This is a genomic window from Lentzea aerocolonigenes, assembly GCF_000955955.1.
Taxonomy (GTDB): domain Bacteria; phylum Actinomycetota; class Actinomycetes; order Mycobacteriales; family Pseudonocardiaceae; genus Lentzea; species Lentzea aerocolonigenes_A.
The window spans coordinates 1-16,844 of the sequence record NZ_JYJG01000124.1; the positions used below are offsets into that span (position 1 = coordinate 1).

At 67.9% G+C, this 16,844-nt stretch carries 17 protein-coding genes; 7 read left to right on the forward strand and 10 right to left on the reverse strand.

What is annotated here, in order from left to right:
- Both thrS and UK23_RS19065 read right to left on the reverse strand, forming a co-directional pair.
- A partial coding sequence (gene thrS / locus UK23_RS19060) for a threonine--tRNA ligase (protein ID WP_082114777.1) occupies window positions 1–1,968 on the reverse strand: 1,968 nt, incomplete at its 3' end.
- Between the two features lie 75 nt (window positions 1,969–2,043).
- Window positions 2,044–2,535 carry a GNAT family N-acetyltransferase gene (locus tag UK23_RS19065; RefSeq protein ID WP_045312919.1) on the reverse strand — a complete coding sequence of 164 codons (492 nt, stop codon included), beginning with the start codon at window positions 2,533–2,535 and terminating at the stop codon, window positions 2,044–2,046.
- Window positions 2,536–2,585: 50 nt separating this feature from the next.
- Here UK23_RS19065 and UK23_RS19070 point away from each other — a divergent pair, with 50 nt between their 5' ends.
- From UK23_RS19070 to UK23_RS19080, 3 genes are all read left to right on the forward strand, one after another.
- Window positions 2,586–3,938: an alpha-amylase gene (locus tag UK23_RS19070; RefSeq protein WP_045312920.1), complete on the forward strand. Its 1,353-nt coding sequence runs from the start codon at window positions 2,586–2,588 to the stop codon at window positions 3,936–3,938.
- Window positions 3,939–4,019: 81 nt separating this feature from the next.
- The gene (locus UK23_RS19075) at window positions 4,020–4,322 is read left to right on the forward strand and encodes a hypothetical protein (protein ID WP_045312921.1); all 303 of its coding nucleotides are present in this window, start codon (window positions 4,020–4,022) and stop codon (window positions 4,320–4,322) included.
- A gap of 2 nt (window positions 4,323–4,324) precedes the next feature.
- Window positions 4,325–4,774 (forward strand): hypothetical protein, encoded by a 450-nt coding sequence (locus UK23_RS19080; RefSeq protein WP_045312922.1) that lies wholly within the window; start codon window positions 4,325–4,327, stop codon window positions 4,772–4,774.
- Between the two features lie 140 nt (window positions 4,775–4,914).
- On the opposite strand, the gene UK23_RS19085 is transcribed toward UK23_RS19080, so the two are convergent.
- The 6 genes from UK23_RS19085 to UK23_RS19110 form a co-directional block, all read right to left on the reverse strand.
- Window positions 4,915–6,555 carry an AMP-binding protein gene (locus tag UK23_RS19085; protein WP_045312923.1) on the reverse strand — a complete coding sequence of 547 codons (1,641 nt, stop codon included), beginning with the start codon at window positions 6,553–6,555 and terminating at the stop codon, window positions 4,915–4,917.
- Window positions 6,556–6,702: 147 nt separating this feature from the next.
- On the reverse strand, window positions 6,703–7,401 hold the full coding sequence (locus UK23_RS19090; protein ID WP_419503890.1) for a FadR/GntR family transcriptional regulator: 699 nt from the start codon (window positions 7,399–7,401) through the stop codon (window positions 6,703–6,705).
- Window positions 7,402–8,169, reverse strand: a complete 768-nt coding sequence (locus UK23_RS19095; RefSeq protein ID WP_045312924.1) for a 3-oxoacyl-ACP reductase — start codon at window positions 8,167–8,169, stop codon at window positions 7,402–7,404.
- A gap of 14 nt (window positions 8,170–8,183) precedes the next feature.
- The gene (locus UK23_RS19100; RefSeq protein WP_045312925.1) at window positions 8,184–9,536 is read right to left on the reverse strand and encodes an aldehyde dehydrogenase family protein; all 1,353 of its coding nucleotides are present in this window, start codon (window positions 9,534–9,536) and stop codon (window positions 8,184–8,186) included.
- Window positions 9,533–10,225 (reverse strand): gamma-glutamyl-gamma-aminobutyrate hydrolase family protein, encoded by a 693-nt coding sequence (locus UK23_RS19105; RefSeq protein ID WP_045312926.1) that lies wholly within the window; start codon window positions 10,223–10,225, stop codon window positions 9,533–9,535. Before UK23_RS19105 ends, UK23_RS19100 begins: the two co-directional genes overlap by 4 nt.
- On the reverse strand, window positions 10,212–11,552 hold the full coding sequence (locus tag UK23_RS19110; RefSeq protein WP_045312927.1) for a glutamine synthetase family protein: 1,341 nt from the start codon (window positions 11,550–11,552) through the stop codon (window positions 10,212–10,214). Before UK23_RS19110 ends, UK23_RS19105 begins: the two co-directional genes overlap by 14 nt.
- Before the next feature lie 126 nt (window positions 11,553–11,678).
- Between UK23_RS19110 and UK23_RS19115 the strand changes: the two genes are divergently transcribed.
- The 3 genes from UK23_RS19115 to UK23_RS19125 are packed head-to-tail and all read left to right on the forward strand — an operon-like array spanning window position 11,679 to window position 14,974.
- The gene (locus tag UK23_RS19115; protein ID WP_045312928.1) at window positions 11,679–13,217 is read left to right on the forward strand and encodes an amino acid permease; all 1,539 of its coding nucleotides are present in this window, start codon (window positions 11,679–11,681) and stop codon (window positions 13,215–13,217) included.
- Between the two features lie 10 nt (window positions 13,218–13,227).
- On the forward strand, window positions 13,228–14,118 hold the full coding sequence (locus UK23_RS19120; RefSeq protein ID WP_045312929.1) for an NAD-dependent epimerase/dehydratase family protein: 891 nt from the start codon (window positions 13,228–13,230) through the stop codon (window positions 14,116–14,118).
- Complete coding sequence (locus UK23_RS19125) at window positions 14,111–14,974, forward strand: 3-hydroxybutyryl-CoA dehydrogenase (protein ID WP_045312930.1); 864 nt, start codon at window positions 14,111–14,113, stop codon at window positions 14,972–14,974. The genes UK23_RS19120 and UK23_RS19125 overlap by 8 nt, the downstream gene beginning before the upstream one ends.
- Before the next feature lies 1 nt (window position 14,975).
- Here UK23_RS19125 and UK23_RS19130 read toward each other — a convergent pair whose 3' ends face one another.
- Window positions 14,976–15,857 (reverse strand): LysR family transcriptional regulator, encoded by an 882-nt coding sequence (locus UK23_RS19130; RefSeq protein ID WP_045312931.1) that lies wholly within the window; start codon window positions 15,855–15,857, stop codon window positions 14,976–14,978.
- Window positions 15,858–15,928: 71 nt separating this feature from the next.
- Between UK23_RS19130 and UK23_RS19135 the strand changes: the two genes are divergently transcribed.
- Entirely contained in the window at window positions 15,929–16,333 is a 405-nt protein-coding gene (locus UK23_RS19135) for a nuclear transport factor 2 family protein (RefSeq protein ID WP_045312932.1), read from the forward strand.
- A 222-nt stretch (window positions 16,334–16,555) separates the two neighbouring features.
- Here the strand turns inward: UK23_RS19135 and UK23_RS19140 are convergent.
- Window positions 16,556–16,844, reverse strand: a 289-nt coding sequence (locus UK23_RS19140; protein ID WP_045312933.1) for a GTP-binding protein, incomplete at its 5' end; no start/stop codon positions are given.

Below are 16,844 nucleotides of genomic sequence, written 5' to 3' on the forward strand. Positions count from 1 at the left end.
ACGCTGCACCCAGTCGACGATCTGCTCGACGGCCCGTTCGACCGGCACGCCGTTGATCTGCGTGCCGTCGCGGAACCGGAACGACACCGCGTTCGCCTCCACGTCCTTGGCGCCGGCCAGGAGCATGAACGGCACCTTCTGCATGGTGTGGTTGCGGATCTTCTTCTGCATGCGGTCGTCGGACGCGTCGATGTCGATCCGGATGCCCTTCTTGCGAAGAACCTCACGAACCGCGAACAGGTGATCGGCGTTGTCGCTGGTCACCGGGATGCCCACGACCTGCACCGGAGCGAGCCACGCCGGGAACGCGCCCGCGTAGTGCTCGGTCAGCACGCCGAAGAACCGCTCCACCGAGCCGAACAGCGCGCGGTGGATCATGACCGGGCGCACGCGCGAGCCGTCGGGCCCGGTGTACTCGAGCTCGAACCGCTCCGGCAGGTTGAAGTCGAGCTGGATCGTCGACATCTGCCAGGTGCGGCCCAGCGCGTCGCGGCACTGCACCGAGATCTTCGGGCCGTAGAACGCGGCGCCACCGGGGTCCGGCACGAGCTCCAGACCGGACTCGCGGGCCACCGACGCGAGCGTCTCGGTCGCCTCGTCCCAGATCGCGTCCTCACCCACGTACTTCTCGGGGTTCTTGGTCGAGAGCTCCAGGTAGAAGTCGTCCAGGCCGTAGTCGCGCAGCAGGTCCAGCACGAACGTGAGCAGCGACTTCAGCTCGTCGCGGATCTGGTCGCGGGTGCAGAAGATGTGCGCGTCGTCCTGCGTCATGCCGCGCACGCGGGTGAGGCCGTGCACCACGCCGGACTTCTCGTAGCGGTACACCGAGCCGAACTCGAACATGCGCAGCGGCAGCTCGCGGTACGAACGCCCGCGCGACTTGAAGATCAGGTCGTGGAACGGGCAGTTCATCGGCTTCAGGTAGTAGTCCTGGCCCGGCTTGCGAACGGTGCCGTCCTCGTTGAGCTCGGCGTCGAGGTGCATCGCCGGGTACATGCCGTCCTTGTACCAGTCCAGGTGACCGGAGACCTCGAACAGATTTCCCTTGGTGATGTGCGGCGAGTACACGAACTCGTAGCCGGCCTCGGTGTGCCGCTGCCGGGAGTAGTCCTCCATGGCCTTGCGGATGATGCCGCCCTTGGGGTGGAACACCGCGAGACCCGAACCGATCTCGTCCGGGAACGAGAACAGGTCCAGCTCGACACCGAGCTTGCGGTGGTCGCGGCGCTCGGCCTCGGCCAGGCGCTCCAGGTACGCGTCCTGCGCCTCCTGCGACTCCCACGCGGTGCCGTAGATGCGCTGCAGCTGCGGGTTGTTCTCGTTGCCCCGCCAGTACGCGGCCGCGACACGGGTCAGCTTGAACGCCGGGATGTGCTTGGTGGTCGGCACGTGCGGGCCGCGGCACAGGTCACCCCACACCTGCTCGCCGGTGCGCGGGTCGAGGTTGTCGTAGATCGTCAGCTCGCCGCCGCCGACCTCCATGACCTCACTGGTGTCGACGTCGCTCTTGATGTCGACGAGTTCCAGCTTGAACGGCTCCTTCGCGAGTTCCGCCTTGGCCGCGTCCACCGACTCGACCACGCGACGCGAGAACCGCTGCGAGCCCTTGATGATCTGCTTCATGCGCTTCTCCAGCGCCTGCAGGTCCTCGGGCGTGAACGGCTTCTCGACCTGGAAGTCGTAGTAGAAGCCGTCCTTCACGGGCGGGCCGATGCCGAGCTTGGCGTCGGGGAACTGCTGCTGCACCGCCTGCGCCAGCACGTGCGCGGCGGAGTGGCGGATGACGCTGCGGCCGTCCTCGGTGTCCGCGGCGACGGCCTCGACCTCGACGTCGACCTGCGGGGTCCACGACAGGTCGCGCAGGTGGCCCTCGGCGTCCTTCACGACGACGATCGCGTCGGAGCCCTTGCCGGGAAGACCGGCCTCGCGCACCGCCGTGCCCGCCGTCGTCCCAGCCGGAACCACCACGCGAGGCGGGTTCTGGGCGACTGCTGGGCGCGGTTCGGACACGATGACTCCTAGATAGAAGATTGGGTTTGCGGATCAGATGTTATCGGTGCTCAAAACCGACATGGCGATCGAGTCGTAGAAGACGCCGTCCCAGAGCAGGGCGTCGCGCAGACGGCCCTCCTCGCGGAAGCCGAGCTTCTTGTAGACGTGGATCGCCCGGTCGTTGAACTCGTACACCTCGAGGCCCACCCGGTGCAGGTTGCGCTCCTTGAACGCGTGGTCGAGGACGTGCTGCAGCGCGATGGTGCCGTAGCCCTTGCCGAAGCAGTCCCACAACGCGATCCGCACACCGGCCGACCTGTTGTGCTCGTCGATGGTCAGCACGACCTCGCCGATGAACCTGCCGTCCTCGGTGATGGCGCGGGTGTAGCGGTTCGGGTCGTTGAGGGTGCGCTCGATGTACGCCTCGTAGTCCTCAAGGGCGAAGGTCGCGTGCGTGCCCGTGAACCGGTTGACCTCGTCGTTCTGAGGGCCACCGGCGAGCATCTGCGGGGCGAACTCCTTGCGGAGCGGTACGAGTTCCATGGTCCTATCGAACCTGGCGCGGCAACCGGTTTCCTGCTTAGCGTGCAGTGATGCGGTTACTGTTGGTCCTGGCAATGGTGCTGGGCGCGCTCTCCGCGCCTGTGGTCTCGGCGGCTCCTGCAGGCCCCCGAGACGTGATAGTTCAGCTCTTCGAGTGGAACTGGCGGTCCGTCGCCGCCGAATGCCCACGGCTCAGTTCGTACGGCTACGTGCAGGTCTCGCCACCTCAAGAACACGTGACCGGCCCCCAGTGGTGGACGCAGTACCAGCCGGTCTCGTACCAGATCGAGTCACGGCTGGGGACGCGCGCCGAGTTCGCGTCGATGGTCACCGCGTGCCACAACGCGGGCGTGAAGGTGCTGGTCGACGCGGTGATCAACCACACGACCGGCGGCAGTGGCACGGGCTGGGCCGGGTCGCCGTACACGCACTACGACCACCCCGGCACGTACGCGTCGTGGGACTTCCACCACTGCGGACGCAACGGCAACGACGACATCGTCAACTACGGCGACCGGTGGGAGGTCCAGAACTGCGAGCTCGTGAACCTCGCGGACCTGGCCACGGACACCACCTACGTGCGCGACAAGATCGCCGCGTACCTGAACGACCTGCTGTCGCTCGGCGTCGACGGGTTCCGGCTGGACGCCTCGAAGCACATGCCCGCTGCGGACATCGCGGCCATCAAGTCGCGCCTCTCGCGGTCGGCGTACATCGTGCAGGAGGTCATCTACGGCTCCGGCGAGCCCATCGGGCCTGGTGAGTACACGGGCAACGGCGATGTGCACGAGTTCCGCTACGCGCGGGACCTGAAGCGGGTCTTCAACAACGAGAAGCTCGCGTATCTGAAGAACTACGGCGAGGGCTGGGGCTACCTGCCGTCGTCACAGGCCGTGGTGTTCGTGGACAACCACGACACGCAACGCGACGGTTCGACCCTGTCCTATCGGGATGGACGCCGGTACACGACCGCGAACACGTTCATGCTCGCGTGGCCGTACGGAACGCCCGCGTTGATGTCCGGCTACGCGTACTCGTCGAACGACCAGGGCCCGCCACAGGACTCGTCGGGACGCATCACGGACGTCTCCTGTGGATCAACCTGGCTGTGCGAGCACCGGCAGTTCGAAGGAATGGCCGGCTTCCGGAACGCAACGCGCGGCACGAGCGTCACAAACTGGTGGGACGACGGGAACGACGTGATCGCGTTCGGACGGGGCAGCCGCGGCTACGTGGTGATCAACGACTCCGACCAGGCCGTGACCGGCAGGTCTTTCCAGACGTCGATGCCATCGGGGCAGTACTGCGACGTGTCCGGCTTCGGCGGGTGCACGACCGTTGGCTCGTCCGGGTGGTTCGCGTTCACCGTCCAACCACACTCCTCGTTCGCGATTCATACGTAGACGCTTCTAAGTGGTTTTTCGGATGCGTCCGGGTGGGCCGGGCGAGCACGCTGTTGGCCCGGCCCGCCGTTAGGAGCTCCGATGCACGACCTCGTCATCGAATGCCCGGTCCACCTGACCGAGTCCAACCGGGACGAACTGCGCCTGCTCTACGCCGACCTGCGCGACCACTACGCCCGCCGCGACGACCGTGACGGCACGCGCACCACGCTGCACTTCGTGTGGTCGGGCGACCTCGACGCCGAACTCTTCGGCGCGACCTACGCGGACCAGCGGCACATCTTCACCGCCTCGCGGCCCATCCTGAACTCGACCCAGAACGGGCTTCAGGAAACGAACAGGCGGCTGTCAGGCTGCTATCAGCCGAACGGCGCATCGTTGTAGACATGAGCGAGCAGGGACAGGCGCCTCCACCGCAGGAGCCGTCGAAGAACGATCCGCAGGCAGCCCAGCCTGCACCGGACCAGGCGACGACCCCGCTGCCCGCCGACGCACCGGCCACGCCTGGTCAGCAGCCCGCACCGGAACAGCCGGCGGCGACAGCAGCAGAACCACCCCCGGCAGCCGCACCAGTCGCCACCCCCGCCCGGCCCGGCCGCGCGAGGCGGTTCGCCGGGCACCGCGCCACCCAGCTCGTGGCCGTGGGCCTGCTGGGGCTCGTCCTCGGCGGCGGCATCGTGGGAGCGGTCGCGGCCAACCGCGCCGATCACGGCGGACCCGGTCACGTCCGCATGTACGAGCGTGGTGACCGCGGACCCGATCGCGGTGACCGCGGGGGTGACCGCTTCGAGCAACGCGGTCCGTTCAACGACCGCGGCGACCGCTTCGAGCGGTAACCCGGCCGAGCGCGCGGCCCGCGCAGAACCCGAGTCCCCGACGGTGTGGGTCGCGCGCTCCCTTACGCCAGGAACGCGCGCCACGGCTGAATAACCCCCTCGTTCCGCCGTGGCGTGCGTTCCGCCCTAAATCCTGTGCACTATGCCTGCGGTCCCAAGCGGATCGCCAGCAGCTGGCGCCGCAGCACCTTCCCGGTGGCGTTGCGCGGCAGTTTCGGCACGACCACGACCTCGCGCGGAACCTTGTGCCGCGCCAACCGGGTGCGCACGAACTCGCGCAGCTCCCGCACGTCGATCCGCGCCCCCGCCACCGGCACCACGAAGGCGCGCAACCGTTGCCCGTACTCGGGATCCGGCACGCCGAGCACCGCCGCGTCGCGCACCCGGTAGTGCGTCATGAGCAGGTTCTCCACCTCGACCGGGTACACGTTCTCGCCGCCGGACACGATCATGTCGTCCTGGCGGCCGTCGAAGTACAGGCGTCCGCTCGGGTCGAAGTGGCCGAGGTCGCCGGTCGCGACCAGACCGTCGATGGTCTCCTTCGCCGAGCCGTCCGTGTAGAGGTCGACCGTCAGCGAGCCGCGCACGAAGATCCGGCCCGTCACGAACGAGCGGGTGATCCGCGCGCCGTGCTCGTCGTAGATCCGCACGATGCAGTTGTGCGGCGGCATGCCCACGCTCGACGGCGCGGCCTCCAGGTCCTCCGGGGTGGCCACGGTGGCGACCGCGACCTCCGTGGAGCCGTAGAGGTTGTAGAGCACCGGTCCGAGCACGGCCTGGGTGCGGTGCACGAGGTCCGTCGGGATCACGGCGCCGGAGCAGAACACCACGCGCAGGTGCGAGAGGTCGAACGAGTCGATGACGGACCGGTCCAGTTCCATGATCCGTTGCAGCATCGTCGGCACCAGCACGATCGTCGTGCAGCGCTGGCCCTGCACCGACCACAGCGTCTTGCGCGGGTCGAACCGGCGCTGCAGCACCGCGCGCGAACCCAGCGACATGGCGAGCGTCAGGTGCGAGTAGCCGACCGAGTGGAAGATCGGCGCCGCGATGAACGTCGACTCGCCGGAGTGCATCGGGATGCGGTCGAGGAAGTCCGACGCGGTGAGCACCGACTTGATCTCGCGCGGCGTTCCCTTCGGCACCCCCGTTGTCCCTGACGTCAGCTGGATGACGACACCGGGCTCGCGCGGCGGTTCCAGCTCTCCGCGCGGCGCCTTGGCCACCAGCTGGTCGAGTGTCGGGGTGCGCCGGTCCAGTCCGTCGCGCGACCAGGCGAGCCAGCGCGGGATCGACGGCGGCAGCTGGTGGAACAGCGGAGTGAACTCCTCATCGTGAATCACGAGCGACACGCGTTCACGTTGAAAGAGATCCAGCACGACCGGGGCGCCGAATCCGGTGTTCACCAGCAACACCCGGACGCCGAGCTTCGCGCACGCCAGCAGCGACTCGACCATTCCGCGGTGGTTGCGGCACATCAACGCGACGATGTGCGTGTGCTGCACCCCCAGCGCGCGCAAACCCTGCGCGATCGCGTTCGATCGCCGGTCGAGTTGTCTGTAGGTCACCGAACCGCGTTCGTCGACAACCGCGACACCATCCGGATTCAGCCGGACGGAACGGCGCAGCGCCGTGACGTTCGGCCCCCAGACCTTGACCTCTTTCAACGCCTGCACGGACATCTTGAAGTTCGTGAGACTCACCATGCCCGCGGCGGACAAGACACGGAGTGAGTGCACCCGGCCCATGGCGTCGCGAAACACCTTGCGCAACCCTGGCATCAACAGCTCCTCGCGCTGCAAGTCCCCGAGGTATTCGGACGGTAACGGGCCGATTGCCTCCCGCCAAGAGTTGTTCCATGCGGAATTCGCATGACAACGGGACAATTGAACCTGTAAACGTTTTCAGGTTGCAAGGGGTCTGACCGGTCAGACCAAAAAACCTCTGAGCAACGACGCGGTTCCGTCCAGGTGCTCGGCCATCGCGAGCCTCGCGCCGGCCGGGTCTCCGTCCAAAATGGAGGCGATGATGCGTTCGTGCTGGGCGTTGGAGTGCGTGAGGTTCGGTTCGAGCAGCGGGATCGTGTCCAGCAGCTCGTTCACACGCATTCTGGAGTCCGCGACGGCCGCCGTCACGGACGCGGACCCGGTCGCCTCGGCGATCGCGAGGTGCAGCCGCGAGTCCTTGCGCCGGTACTCCACCAGTGACGCCGTCGAAGCTTCTTCCAGACGTGCCCGCAACCCACGGCGTTCGGCAGGGCCCAGCGACCGGCCGGCTGCCGTCTCCGCGGCGCCCGTCTCCAGGACTTTCCGCAGCGTGAGCGCGTCGTGGATGTCGCCGAACTCCTTGCCGGGCGCGGACTTCGGGATCACGTCGTTGACGAACGTGCCGCCGTACCGGCCCCGCCGCGACTCGACGTAGTTGTTCTCCTGCAACGACCTGATGGCCTCGCGCACGGTCACCCGGCTCACGCCGAGCCGGGTGGCCAGGTCTCGTTCGGACGGCAGCCGCTCACCCGGCGCGACGACGCCGAGCCGGATGGCCTGCATGAGCCGTTCGACGGTCTCCTCGAAGGCGTTGCCCGCCCGCACCGGGCGGAACAACGCCTCCTGCGCGTGTTCCATCATCTACAGCGGTGTCACGTACGCGCCGGCGATGCCGCCGTCCACGAGGAAGTTCGACGCCGTCATGAACGACGAGTCGTCGGACGCCAGGAACGCGACCGCGGCGGCGATTTCCTCAGGTTCCGCGAACCGGCCGAGCGGCACGTGCACGAGACGGCGTGCGGCCCGTTCGGGATCCTTCGCGAACAGCTCCTGCAGCAACGGCGTGTTGACCGGCCCGGGGGAAAGCGCGTTCACGCGGATGCCCTCGCGGGCGAACTGCACACCGAGCTCACGGGACATCGCGAGCACGCCGCCCTTCGACGCCGTGTAGGAGATCTGCGACGTCGCCGCGCCCATCGTCGCCACGAACGACGCCGTGTTGACGATGGAACCCTTGCCGTTGGCCTGCATGTGCGGGATGGCGTACTTGCAACACAAATAAACCGACGTGAGGTTCACCTTCTGCACGCGGTCCCACGCCTCGATGCCCGTGGTCAGGATCGAGTCGTCGTCGGGCGGGGAAATACCGGCGTTGTTGAACGCGATGTCCAGCTTGCCGTAAGTGTCCACAGTGGTCTGGAAAAGGGCTTTGACCTGTTCCTCGTCGGTCACGTCGACCTGGACGAACAGCCCGCCGGCCTCGTCCGCGGCCGCCTTGCCGCTCGCGGGGTCGAGATCGGCGACGACGACCTTCGCGCCCTCGTTCGCAAACCTGCGCACGGTCGCGAGTCCGATGCCGCTAGCGCCACCCGTCACGACGGCCACGCGGCCCTCGAGTCGCTGCACCATCTGATGTTCTCCTGTCAGGTAGCGATGAAGACGTTCTTGACTTCAGTGAACGAGTCGAGCGCATCGGGGCCGAGCTCACGACCGAGACCGGACTGCTTCACGCCACCGAAAGGTGTCCAGTAGCGCACAGAAGAATGCGAGTTCACAGACAGGTTTCCGGCCTCGACGGCCCGCGACACCCGGATCGCCCGGCCGACGTCGTTCGTCCAGATCGAACCAGAAAGCCCGTATTCCGAGTCGTTCGCGATCCGGATCGCGTCGGCCTCGTCCTGGAACGGCAGCACGACGACGACCGGTCCGAAGATCTCCTCGTAGACCGTCACGTGGTCCGCAGGTGGCGTGAGCACCGTCGGCGGGAACCAGAACCCCGGCCCGTCCGGTGCGCTTCCCCGGAACGCGACAGGGGCGTCGTCTGGCACGTAAGACGCGACCTTGCTGAGGTGCGACGCGGTGATGAGCGGCCCCATCTCGGTCGCCTCGTCGCCGGGCTCACCGACGACGACTCCCTTGACCGCGGGCTCCAGCAGCTCCATGAACCGGTCGTAGACGCTCGCCTGCACGAGGATCCGCGACCGCGCGCAGCAGTCCTGCCCGGCGTTGTCGAACACCCCGTACGGCGCCGTCGCGGCGGCCTTCTCCAGGTCGGAGTCCGCGAAGACGATGTTCGCCGACTTGCCGCCGAGCTCCAGCGTCACCCGCTTCACCTGGTCCGCGCAGCCGGCCATGATCTGCTTGCCGACCTCGGTAGAGCCGGTGAAGACGACCTTGCGCACCAACGGATGCGTGACGAACCTGTTGCCGACGACGCTGCCCTTGCCAGGCAGCACCTGGAACACGCCCTCCGGAATGCCCGCCTCCAGCGCGAGCTCGCCCAGGCGGATCGCGGTGAGCGGCGTGACCTCGGCGGGCTTCAGCACGACCGTGTTCCCGGCGGCCAGCGCGGGCGCGAACCCCCAGCCCGCGATCGGCATCGGGAAGTTCCACGGCACGATCACGCCGACGACGCCGAGCGGCTCGTGGAACGTGACGTTCAGCCCGCCCGGAACCGGGATCTGCTTGCCGAACAACCGTTCCGGCGCGGCCGAGTAGTACTGCAGCACGTCCCGGACGTTGCCGGCCTCCCACCGGGCGTTGCCGATGGTGTGCCCGGAGTTCTCGACCTCGAGCAGCGCCAGCTCCTCGTTGTGCGCGTCGACGATCTCCGCGAACCTGCGCAGCAACCGGGCGCGATCACCGGGGGCGACGTTCCGCCAGCTCTCGAACGCCTGCTGCGCCCGGACGATCGCCGCGTCCGTCTCTTCGAGGGTCGTGTGCGGAACGGACCGCACCACTTTCTCGGTAGCCGGGTTGATGACGTCGAAGGTCACGCTTTTCTCCTTGCAGCGTCTACAAGCGCCTCGAACAACCTCAGGTCCTCGATGTCCTGCTCGGGGTGCGACTGCACACCGACGACGAACCGCGCGCCGTCCAGTTCGACGGCCTCGACCGTCCCGTCAGGCGCTTGGGCAGTGACGCGAAGCCCGTCCGCGATCCGGTCCAGCGACTGGTGGTGATGGCACTGGACTCCTGTGTGGTCGCCCAGGATCTCGTGCAACCGAGTGCCCGGGGTGACGGTGATGTCGGTGTGCCCGAACACGCCCGGCGCCTCGTTGTGGCCCTCGATGTGCTGGTGCAGCGTGCCGCCCAGCGCCACGTTGAGCACCTGCATGCCCCGGCACACACCGAGCACCGGCAGGTCCAGCTTCAGCGCGGCCTCGACCAACGCGAACTCCGCGTCGTCGCGGTCACGTCGTGGCTCACCGGTCAGCTCGTGCGGTTCAGCGCCGTAGGTCGCGGGGTCGATGTCCGCGCCGCCCGCGATCACCAGCCCGTCCAGGAACCCGATCGTCTCGGCGGTCCAGGTGCCGACCGGCGGCAGCATGACGGGGTTGCCGCCCGCCTTCACCACGCAGTCGAGGTAGCCGCGGTAGAGCACCGCCGCTTCCACGTCCCAGAGCCCGAAACGCGTGCGTTCCAGGTAGGTGCTGATGCCGATGAGGGGCTTAGAGGCGCTCAAAGCAGCGCACCTTCTCCCAGTCCGTGATCGCCGCCTCGAAGGCCTCCAGCTCGACCTTCGCCGCGTTCAGGTAGTGGTCGACGACCTCCTTGCCGAACGCCTCCTGCGCGATCTCGCTGGCCGCGAAGAGATCCGCCGCTTCCCGCAGCGTCGTGGGCACGTTCGGGCGGTCCGAGGCGTAGGCGTTGCCGACGAACTCGTCCTCCAGTTCCAGCTTCTGCTCGACCCCGTGCAGGCCGGCCGCGATCAACGCCGCGACCGCCAGGTACGGGTTCACATCGCCGCCCGGCACCCGGTTCTCGAACCGCAGCGACTGCCCGTGGCCGACGACCCGCAGCGCGCACGTGCGGTTGTCGCGGCCCCACGCGACGGCGGTCGGCGCGAACGAACCCTTCACGAAACGCTTGTAGGAGTTGATGTTCGGCGCGAGGAAGTAGGTGAGCTCCCGCAGTGCCGCGAGCTGCCCGGCCAGGAAGTGCTTCATCAGCTCGGACATGCCCTGCCCCTCGGCGAACACCGGCTCGCCTTCCTTCGAGCGCACGGACAGGTGGATGTGGCAGGAGTTGCCCTCACGTTCGTTGTACTTCGCCATGAACGTGAGCGACTTGCCCTGCTGTGCCGCGATTTCCTTCGAGCCGTTCTTGTAGATGGCGTGCTGGTCGCACGTCCGCAGCGCCGTCGTGTAGCGGAAGGCGATCTCGTGCTGGCCCGGGTTGCACTCGCCCTTGGCCGACTCGACGACCATGCCCGCGCCGGTCATTCCGTTGCGAATGGCCCGCAGCAACGGCTCGACGCGCGCGGTGCCGAGCAACGAGTAGTCGACGTTGTACTGGTTGGAGGGTGTAAGCCCGCGGTAACCGGAGTTGAAGGCCTGCTCGTAAGAATCTTCGAAGATGATGAACTCGAGCTCGGTGCCGACGTACGCCTCCAGGCCGAGAGCGGCCAGCCGGTCGAGCTGCTTGCGCAGGATCTGCCGCGGCGAGGCGACGACCGGGTCGCCGTTCTCCCAGACGAGGTCGCACATGACGAGCGCGGTGCCCTCCTGCCACGGGACGCGCCGGAGGGTTTCGACATCCGGCTTCATCACGAAGTCGCCGTACCCGCGGTCCCAGCTCGACATCTCGAAGCCGCTGACCGGGTTCATCTCCACGTCGACGGCGAGCAGGTAGTTGCAGCCCTCCGCGGAGTGGCCGAGAACCTCGTCGAGGAAGTACTGGGCAGCGCAGCGCTTGCCCTGCAGGCGGCCCTGCATGTCCACGATCGCGACCAGGACGGTGTCGATCTCACCGGTGTCCACGGCCGCGCGCAACTCCTCGACGGTCAGCATCCCGACGGTCCTCCAAAGGTATGTCTGCGAGCCATTGGCCGCACCATCTTGACACCACCGGGTGGCGAGCGCCACCCTCAGCCACCGTCTAAAGGACTGGACGGAGTCCAAATGAGGAGGACCCCGATGAGTCACGAAGCAGACAGTCCCCCCGCCGCCTCCCGGTCGGCCGACGAGCAACGGCTGCACGAGCTCGGCTACGCCCAGGAGCTCTCCCGGACCATGTCCGGGTTCTCCAACTTCGCCGTGTCGTTCACGATCATCTCGATCCTGTCCGGGTGCCTGACCCTCTACGGGTTCGGCTTGAACACCGGTGGTCCCGCGCTCATCGTGTGGGGCTGGCCGTTCGTCGGCCTGATGACCCTGATCGTCGGTCTCGCGATGGCGGAGGTCTGCTCCAGCTTCCCGACGGCGGGCGGTCTGTACTACTGGGCGGCGAAGCTCGCACCGAGCAACGGCGCCGCCTGGTCGTGGTTCACCGGCTGGTTCAACTTCCTCGGCCAGGTCGCGGTGACGGCGGGCATCGACTTCGGTGCCGCGTTCTTCATCAACGCGTTCCTGGATCTCCAGTTCGGTTACGCCGCAACACCTCCGCACACGATCCTGATCTTCGGCGTGGTGCTCGTGCTGCACGGCCTGCTGAACACGTTCGGCGTCAAGCTCGTGGCGCTGCTGAACGACATCAGCGTGTGGTGGCACATCGTCGGTGTGCTCGTGATCGTCGGCGCGCTGGTGTTCCTGCCGTCGGAGCACCAGTCCGCCTCGTTCGTCTTCACGCACTTCGTCAACAACACCGGCTGGTCGTCCGCGTTCTACGTCGGCATGCTCGGATTGTTGCTGGCGCAGTACACCTTCACGGGTTACGACGCCTCGGCGCACATGACCGAGGAGACGCACGACGCGGCCCGCAGCGGTCCGCGCGGCATCGTGATGTCGATCGTCGTGTCGCTGATCGCGGGCTGGGTGCTGCTGGTCGGCATCACGTTCGCCATCCGCGACTACGACGGCGCCATCGCGAGCTCGACCGGCGTGCCCCCGGCGCAGATCTTCATCGACGCCCTGGGTGTGACCGGCGGCAAGCTGTTGCTGCTCATCGCGATCGGCGCGCAGCTGTTCTGCGGCATGTCCTCGGTGACCGCGAACTCGCGCATGATCTACGCCTTCTCCCGCGACGGCGCACTGCCCGCCTCGTCGTTCTGGCACAAGATCAACAAGCGCACCAGGACGCCCACGAACGCGATCTGGCTCGCCGCGGGTGGCGCGTTCGTGCTCGGCCTGCCGTACCTGTGGAACGCGACCGCTTACGCCGCTGTCACCTCGATCGCGGTGATCGGGCTCTACATCGCTTACGTGCTGCCGACTCTGCTGCGGTTGTTGCAGGGTGAGAACTTCCAGCGCGGACCGTGGCACCTGGGCAGGTGGAGCAGGCCGATCGGGGTCGTGGCGGTGGCCTGGGTCGTGTTCATCACCGTGTTGTTCATGCTGCCCCAGGCGAGTCCCGTGACGGCGAAGACGTTCAACTACACGCCGATCGCGGTGCTGGTGGTGCTCGGGTTCGCCGGCGTCTGGTGGCTGGTGTCCGCGCGGAAGTGGTTCAAGGGCCCCAAGGTCCAGGGCACTCCGGAGGAGCTGGCCGCGATCGAACGGGACCTCGACTCCGTCTAGTCTCGGTCGCATGCCACGCGCGTTGATCCTCGGCGGCACGGGCCTCATCGGCCGTGCCGCCGCCCGCCGTCTGCGAGCGAGCGGGTGGACCGTCGACGCGCCCGGCCGCGAGGTGGACCGCGAAGATCCTCGTGCTCTGGCGCAGGCGTTGGGCGACGGCGCCGACCTCCTCGTCGACTGCCTCTGCTACACCGCCGAGCACGCGCGGTCCCTGCTCCCGTTGGCGCGCAACGCCTCCTCGACGGTGATGATCTCCGCCAAGGCCGTGTACGCCGACAGCGAGGGCCGGCACGTGAACTCGCCAGAGCCGCCGCGGTTCACCGGTCCGGTCACCGAGGACCAGCGGACGATGACGCCGGGCGATGGCGACTACATGACCCGTGAAGGTTACGGCGCCAACAAGGTCGCGGCCGAACACGTGCTGCTGGACAGCGGTCTGCCGATCACCGTGCTGCGACCGTCCAAAGTGCACGGACCGGGCAACAAGCGCCCGGCGGAGTGGTACTTCGTCGAACGGATCCTCGCGCGGCACCAGATCGTGCTGCTGGCGTCGCGCGGCGAGGGCGTCGACCACCCGAGCGCCGCGGCCAACATCGCGTCGCTGATCGAGACCGTCGCCGCGCACCCCGGCACCCGCGTCCTCAACGCCGCCGACCCGGACGCCCCCAACGGCCTGGAGATCTCCCGGATCATCGCGCGGGCGTTCGACCACCACTGGCGCGAGGTCCTGCTCGACCACGACGAGGCGGGCCGCCATCCGTGGCGCCGCGGGTTCGTCCTCGACACCTCCGCCGCTGCCGCACTCGGCCACCAACCGGCCGGCGACTACGCGTTCACGGTGCAGGAGGCTCTCCGCGACCTGGTTTCGACCAGGTCGTGGCAGGATCGGGCGCGTGAGTGACATTCAACGTGTGGGAGTCGTCGGTTCCGGCCTCATGGGCTCCGGAATCGCCGAGGTGAGCGCCCGCGCCGGCCTCGACGTCATCGTCGCCGAGGTCAACGCGAGCGCGTCCGAGGCAGCCAAGGCGCGGATCGCGTCGTCGCTGGCCAGGGGCGTGAAGTCGGGCAAGCTGACCGAGGAGGACCGGGAGGCGGCCATCGGGCGCATCCGGTTCACCACGGACATCGGCGAGTTCGCCGACCGGCAGTTCGTGGTCGAGGCGGTCGCCGAGAACGAGCAGATCAAGACCGAGGTCTTCACCGCGCTCGACAAGGTCGTGAAGGACGAGGACGCCATCTTCGCGTCCAACACGTCGTCCATCCCGATCATGAAGCTGGGCATGGCCACCGGCCGCCCCGAGCAGGTCATCGGCGTGCACTTCTTCAACCCGGTGCCCGTCCTGAAGCTGGTCGAGATCGTGCCGTCGCTGCTGACCGGCGCCACCACCCAGGTCCGCGCGGAGGCGTTCGTGCGCGCGACCCTGGGCAAGGAGGTCATCCGCTCGCAGGACCGCGCCGGTTTCGTGGTCAACGCGCTGCTGATCCCGTACCTGCTCTCGTCGATCCGCATGCTGGAGTCCGGCTTCGCGTCGGCGGACGACATCGACAACGGCATGGTGCTCGGCTGCGCCCACCCGATGGGCCCGCTGCGCCTCACCGACCTGATCGGCCTCGACACCACGAAGGCCATCGCCGAGTCGATGTACGACGAGTTCAAGGAGCCCCTGTACTCACCGCCGCCGCTGCTGCTGCGCATGGTGGACGCGGGCCTGCTGGGCAAGAAGTCGGGCCGCGGGTTCCACAACTACGCGAAGTAGGTCAGAGCCGCCGCCGGACCCGCACCACGAGTTCGGCGGCGGCGTCCTTGAGCAGCTCGGTGAACGTCTCGGCGGCCGGATGTGCTCGTCTGACGACCGCCGTGGTGCGCACCGCTCCCGGGTGGTCGATGCGGGCCACGGCGATCGACGGCGGCAGCGCGGGCACGGCCAGGCCCGGCACGACCGTGACGCCCAGGCCCGCCGCGACCAGGCCGAGCTTCGCGACCCAGTCCCGCGCCACGTAGGCGATGTCGGGGTGCTCGGCCCACCCGCCGAGCAACGTGGTGTCCGGCTCGGCGCTGCCCACGATCCACCGCTGGCCCGCGAGTTCTGTCGCGGTGACGGTCTGCCCGGCGAGTGGATGCGCGAGCGCGGTCGCGACGAACAGCGGGTCCTCCAGCAGTGGTGTCATCTCGACGTCCTCGGCCTGGGGTGCCTGGGTTGCCGTGACCACCGCGAGGTCGAGCCGTCCGCGTTGCACGGCCTTGACCAGGCCGGGACTCAGCCCTTCCCTGATCGTCACCCGCGTCGGTCCCGCCGCCGCGATCGCCGTGGGCACCAGCACCGCCATGGCCGTGGAGAACGCGCCGACCCGCAGCCGCGTGGCCGGGCGTTCCTTCAGGTCCTGCAGGTGCTGCTGGGCGGCGCTGAGCTCGCCGAGCACCGCCTCGGCGTGTTTGGCGAGCAGGTGCCCGGCCTCGGTCAGCCGCACGCCGCGCGCCTGCCGTTCGAACAACGCCTGCCCCGCCGCCTGCTCCATGAGCGCGATCTGCCGCGACACGGCCGACTGCGTGTACCCCAGACGCTCGGCCGCCGTGGAGAACGACCCGTGCCTGGCAGCCTCCCGCACGACCCGCAGCCCGACCACCGTGAACTCACCCATGCTCAAAACTGATACCACACATGCCAGACAGTCGTTTGTCGCATAGCTCGGACGCTCTTAGCGTTGTCCGCATGGGAGCAGCCGAGAACAAGAAGCAGATCCGGGAAGTCTTCGACCAGATGGCTCACGGCAACACGACCGCGCTGAGCGAGGCAATGGCGGACGACTTCAGCTGGGTGTTCCCCGGCGGCTGGTCGTGGTCGGGCAGCTGGGGCCCGAAGCCGGTCGCACTGCGCGGGTTGCTGCGGCCGCTGATGGCCCAGTTCACCGCCTACCGCTGCGAAGCCGACTTCGTGCTGGCCGACGAAGACCGCGTGGTCGTCCAAGCGCGCGGCCACGGCACGACGACGAGCGGCGCGCAGTACGAGCAGATGTACTGCTTCATCCTGCGCATGACCGACGGCAAGATCACGGAGCTGATCGAGCACTGCGACACCGCACTCGTCGAACGCGTGCTGGACCGTCCCGCGGCCTGAGCCGGTCGTGCTTGTGTTGATCACATGCCTGGGGGTCCGAACGTCTACAACGCCTACTAAGAGCGGCCCGCGATGCCGGCACTCGCCGGGGACGTGAGCGGCCGCCGGATCCTCGACGCGGGCTGCGGCTCCCGGAGTGCCGGTTCCGGGGCGGGTTGGGTGTAGTTAGAGGTGATTTGATCAAGAGTTGGCGGTACTTGCAGACGCCGACAGAGCCACCGCCTAGACAGCCGCTTCCAGGCGGTTCATCGAGTGCTGGATCAGCCCGACCAGCACCGCCTTCGACGACTCCCGGTCCCGCGCATCGCACAACATCACCGGAATCGCGTCGTCGAGATCCAGGGCGTGCCGCACCTCGTCCACCGTGTACGGCTGCGCCCCGTCGAAGCAGTTCACCGCGACGACGAACGGGATCCCGCGGTGCTCGAAGAAGTCGATCGACGGGAACGACGAGTCGAGCCGCCGCGTGTCCACCAGCACGACCGCGCCGATCGCCCCGGTCGCCAGCTCG

Coding starts and splice junctions, on each gene's coding strand:
- UK23_RS19065 (WP_045312919.1), bottom strand. CDS start 2,535: ATGGAACTCGTACCGCTCCGCAAGGAGTTCGCCCCGCAGATGCTCGCC.
- UK23_RS19070 (WP_045312920.1), top strand. CDS start 2,586: ATGCGGTTACTGTTGGTCCTGGCAATGGTGCTGGGCGCGCTCTCCGCG.
- UK23_RS19075 (WP_045312921.1), top strand. CDS start 4,020: ATGCACGACCTCGTCATCGAATGCCCGGTCCACCTGACCGAGTCCAAC.
- UK23_RS19080 (WP_045312922.1), top strand. CDS start 4,325: ATGAGCGAGCAGGGACAGGCGCCTCCACCGCAGGAGCCGTCGAAGAAC.
- UK23_RS19085 (WP_045312923.1), bottom strand. CDS start 6,555: ATGCCAGGGTTGCGCAAGGTGTTTCGCGACGCCATGGGCCGGGTGCAC.
- UK23_RS19090 (WP_419503890.1), bottom strand. CDS start 7,401: ATGATGGAACACGCGCAGGAGGCGTTGTTCCGCCCGGTGCGGGCGGGC.
- UK23_RS19095 (WP_045312924.1), bottom strand. CDS start 8,169: ATGGTGCAGCGACTCGAGGGCCGCGTGGCCGTCGTGACGGGTGGCGCT.
- UK23_RS19110 (WP_045312927.1), bottom strand. CDS start 11,552: ATGCTGACCGTCGAGGAGTTGCGCGCGGCCGTGGACACCGGTGAGATC.
- UK23_RS19115 (WP_045312928.1), top strand. CDS start 11,679: ATGAGTCACGAAGCAGACAGTCCCCCCGCCGCCTCCCGGTCGGCCGAC.
- UK23_RS19120 (WP_045312929.1), top strand. CDS start 13,228: ATGCCACGCGCGTTGATCCTCGGCGGCACGGGCCTCATCGGCCGTGCC.
- UK23_RS19130 (WP_045312931.1), bottom strand. CDS start 15,857: ATGGGTGAGTTCACGGTGGTCGGGCTGCGGGTCGTGCGGGAGGCTGCC.
- UK23_RS19135 (WP_045312932.1), top strand. CDS start 15,929: ATGGGAGCAGCCGAGAACAAGAAGCAGATCCGGGAAGTCTTCGACCAG.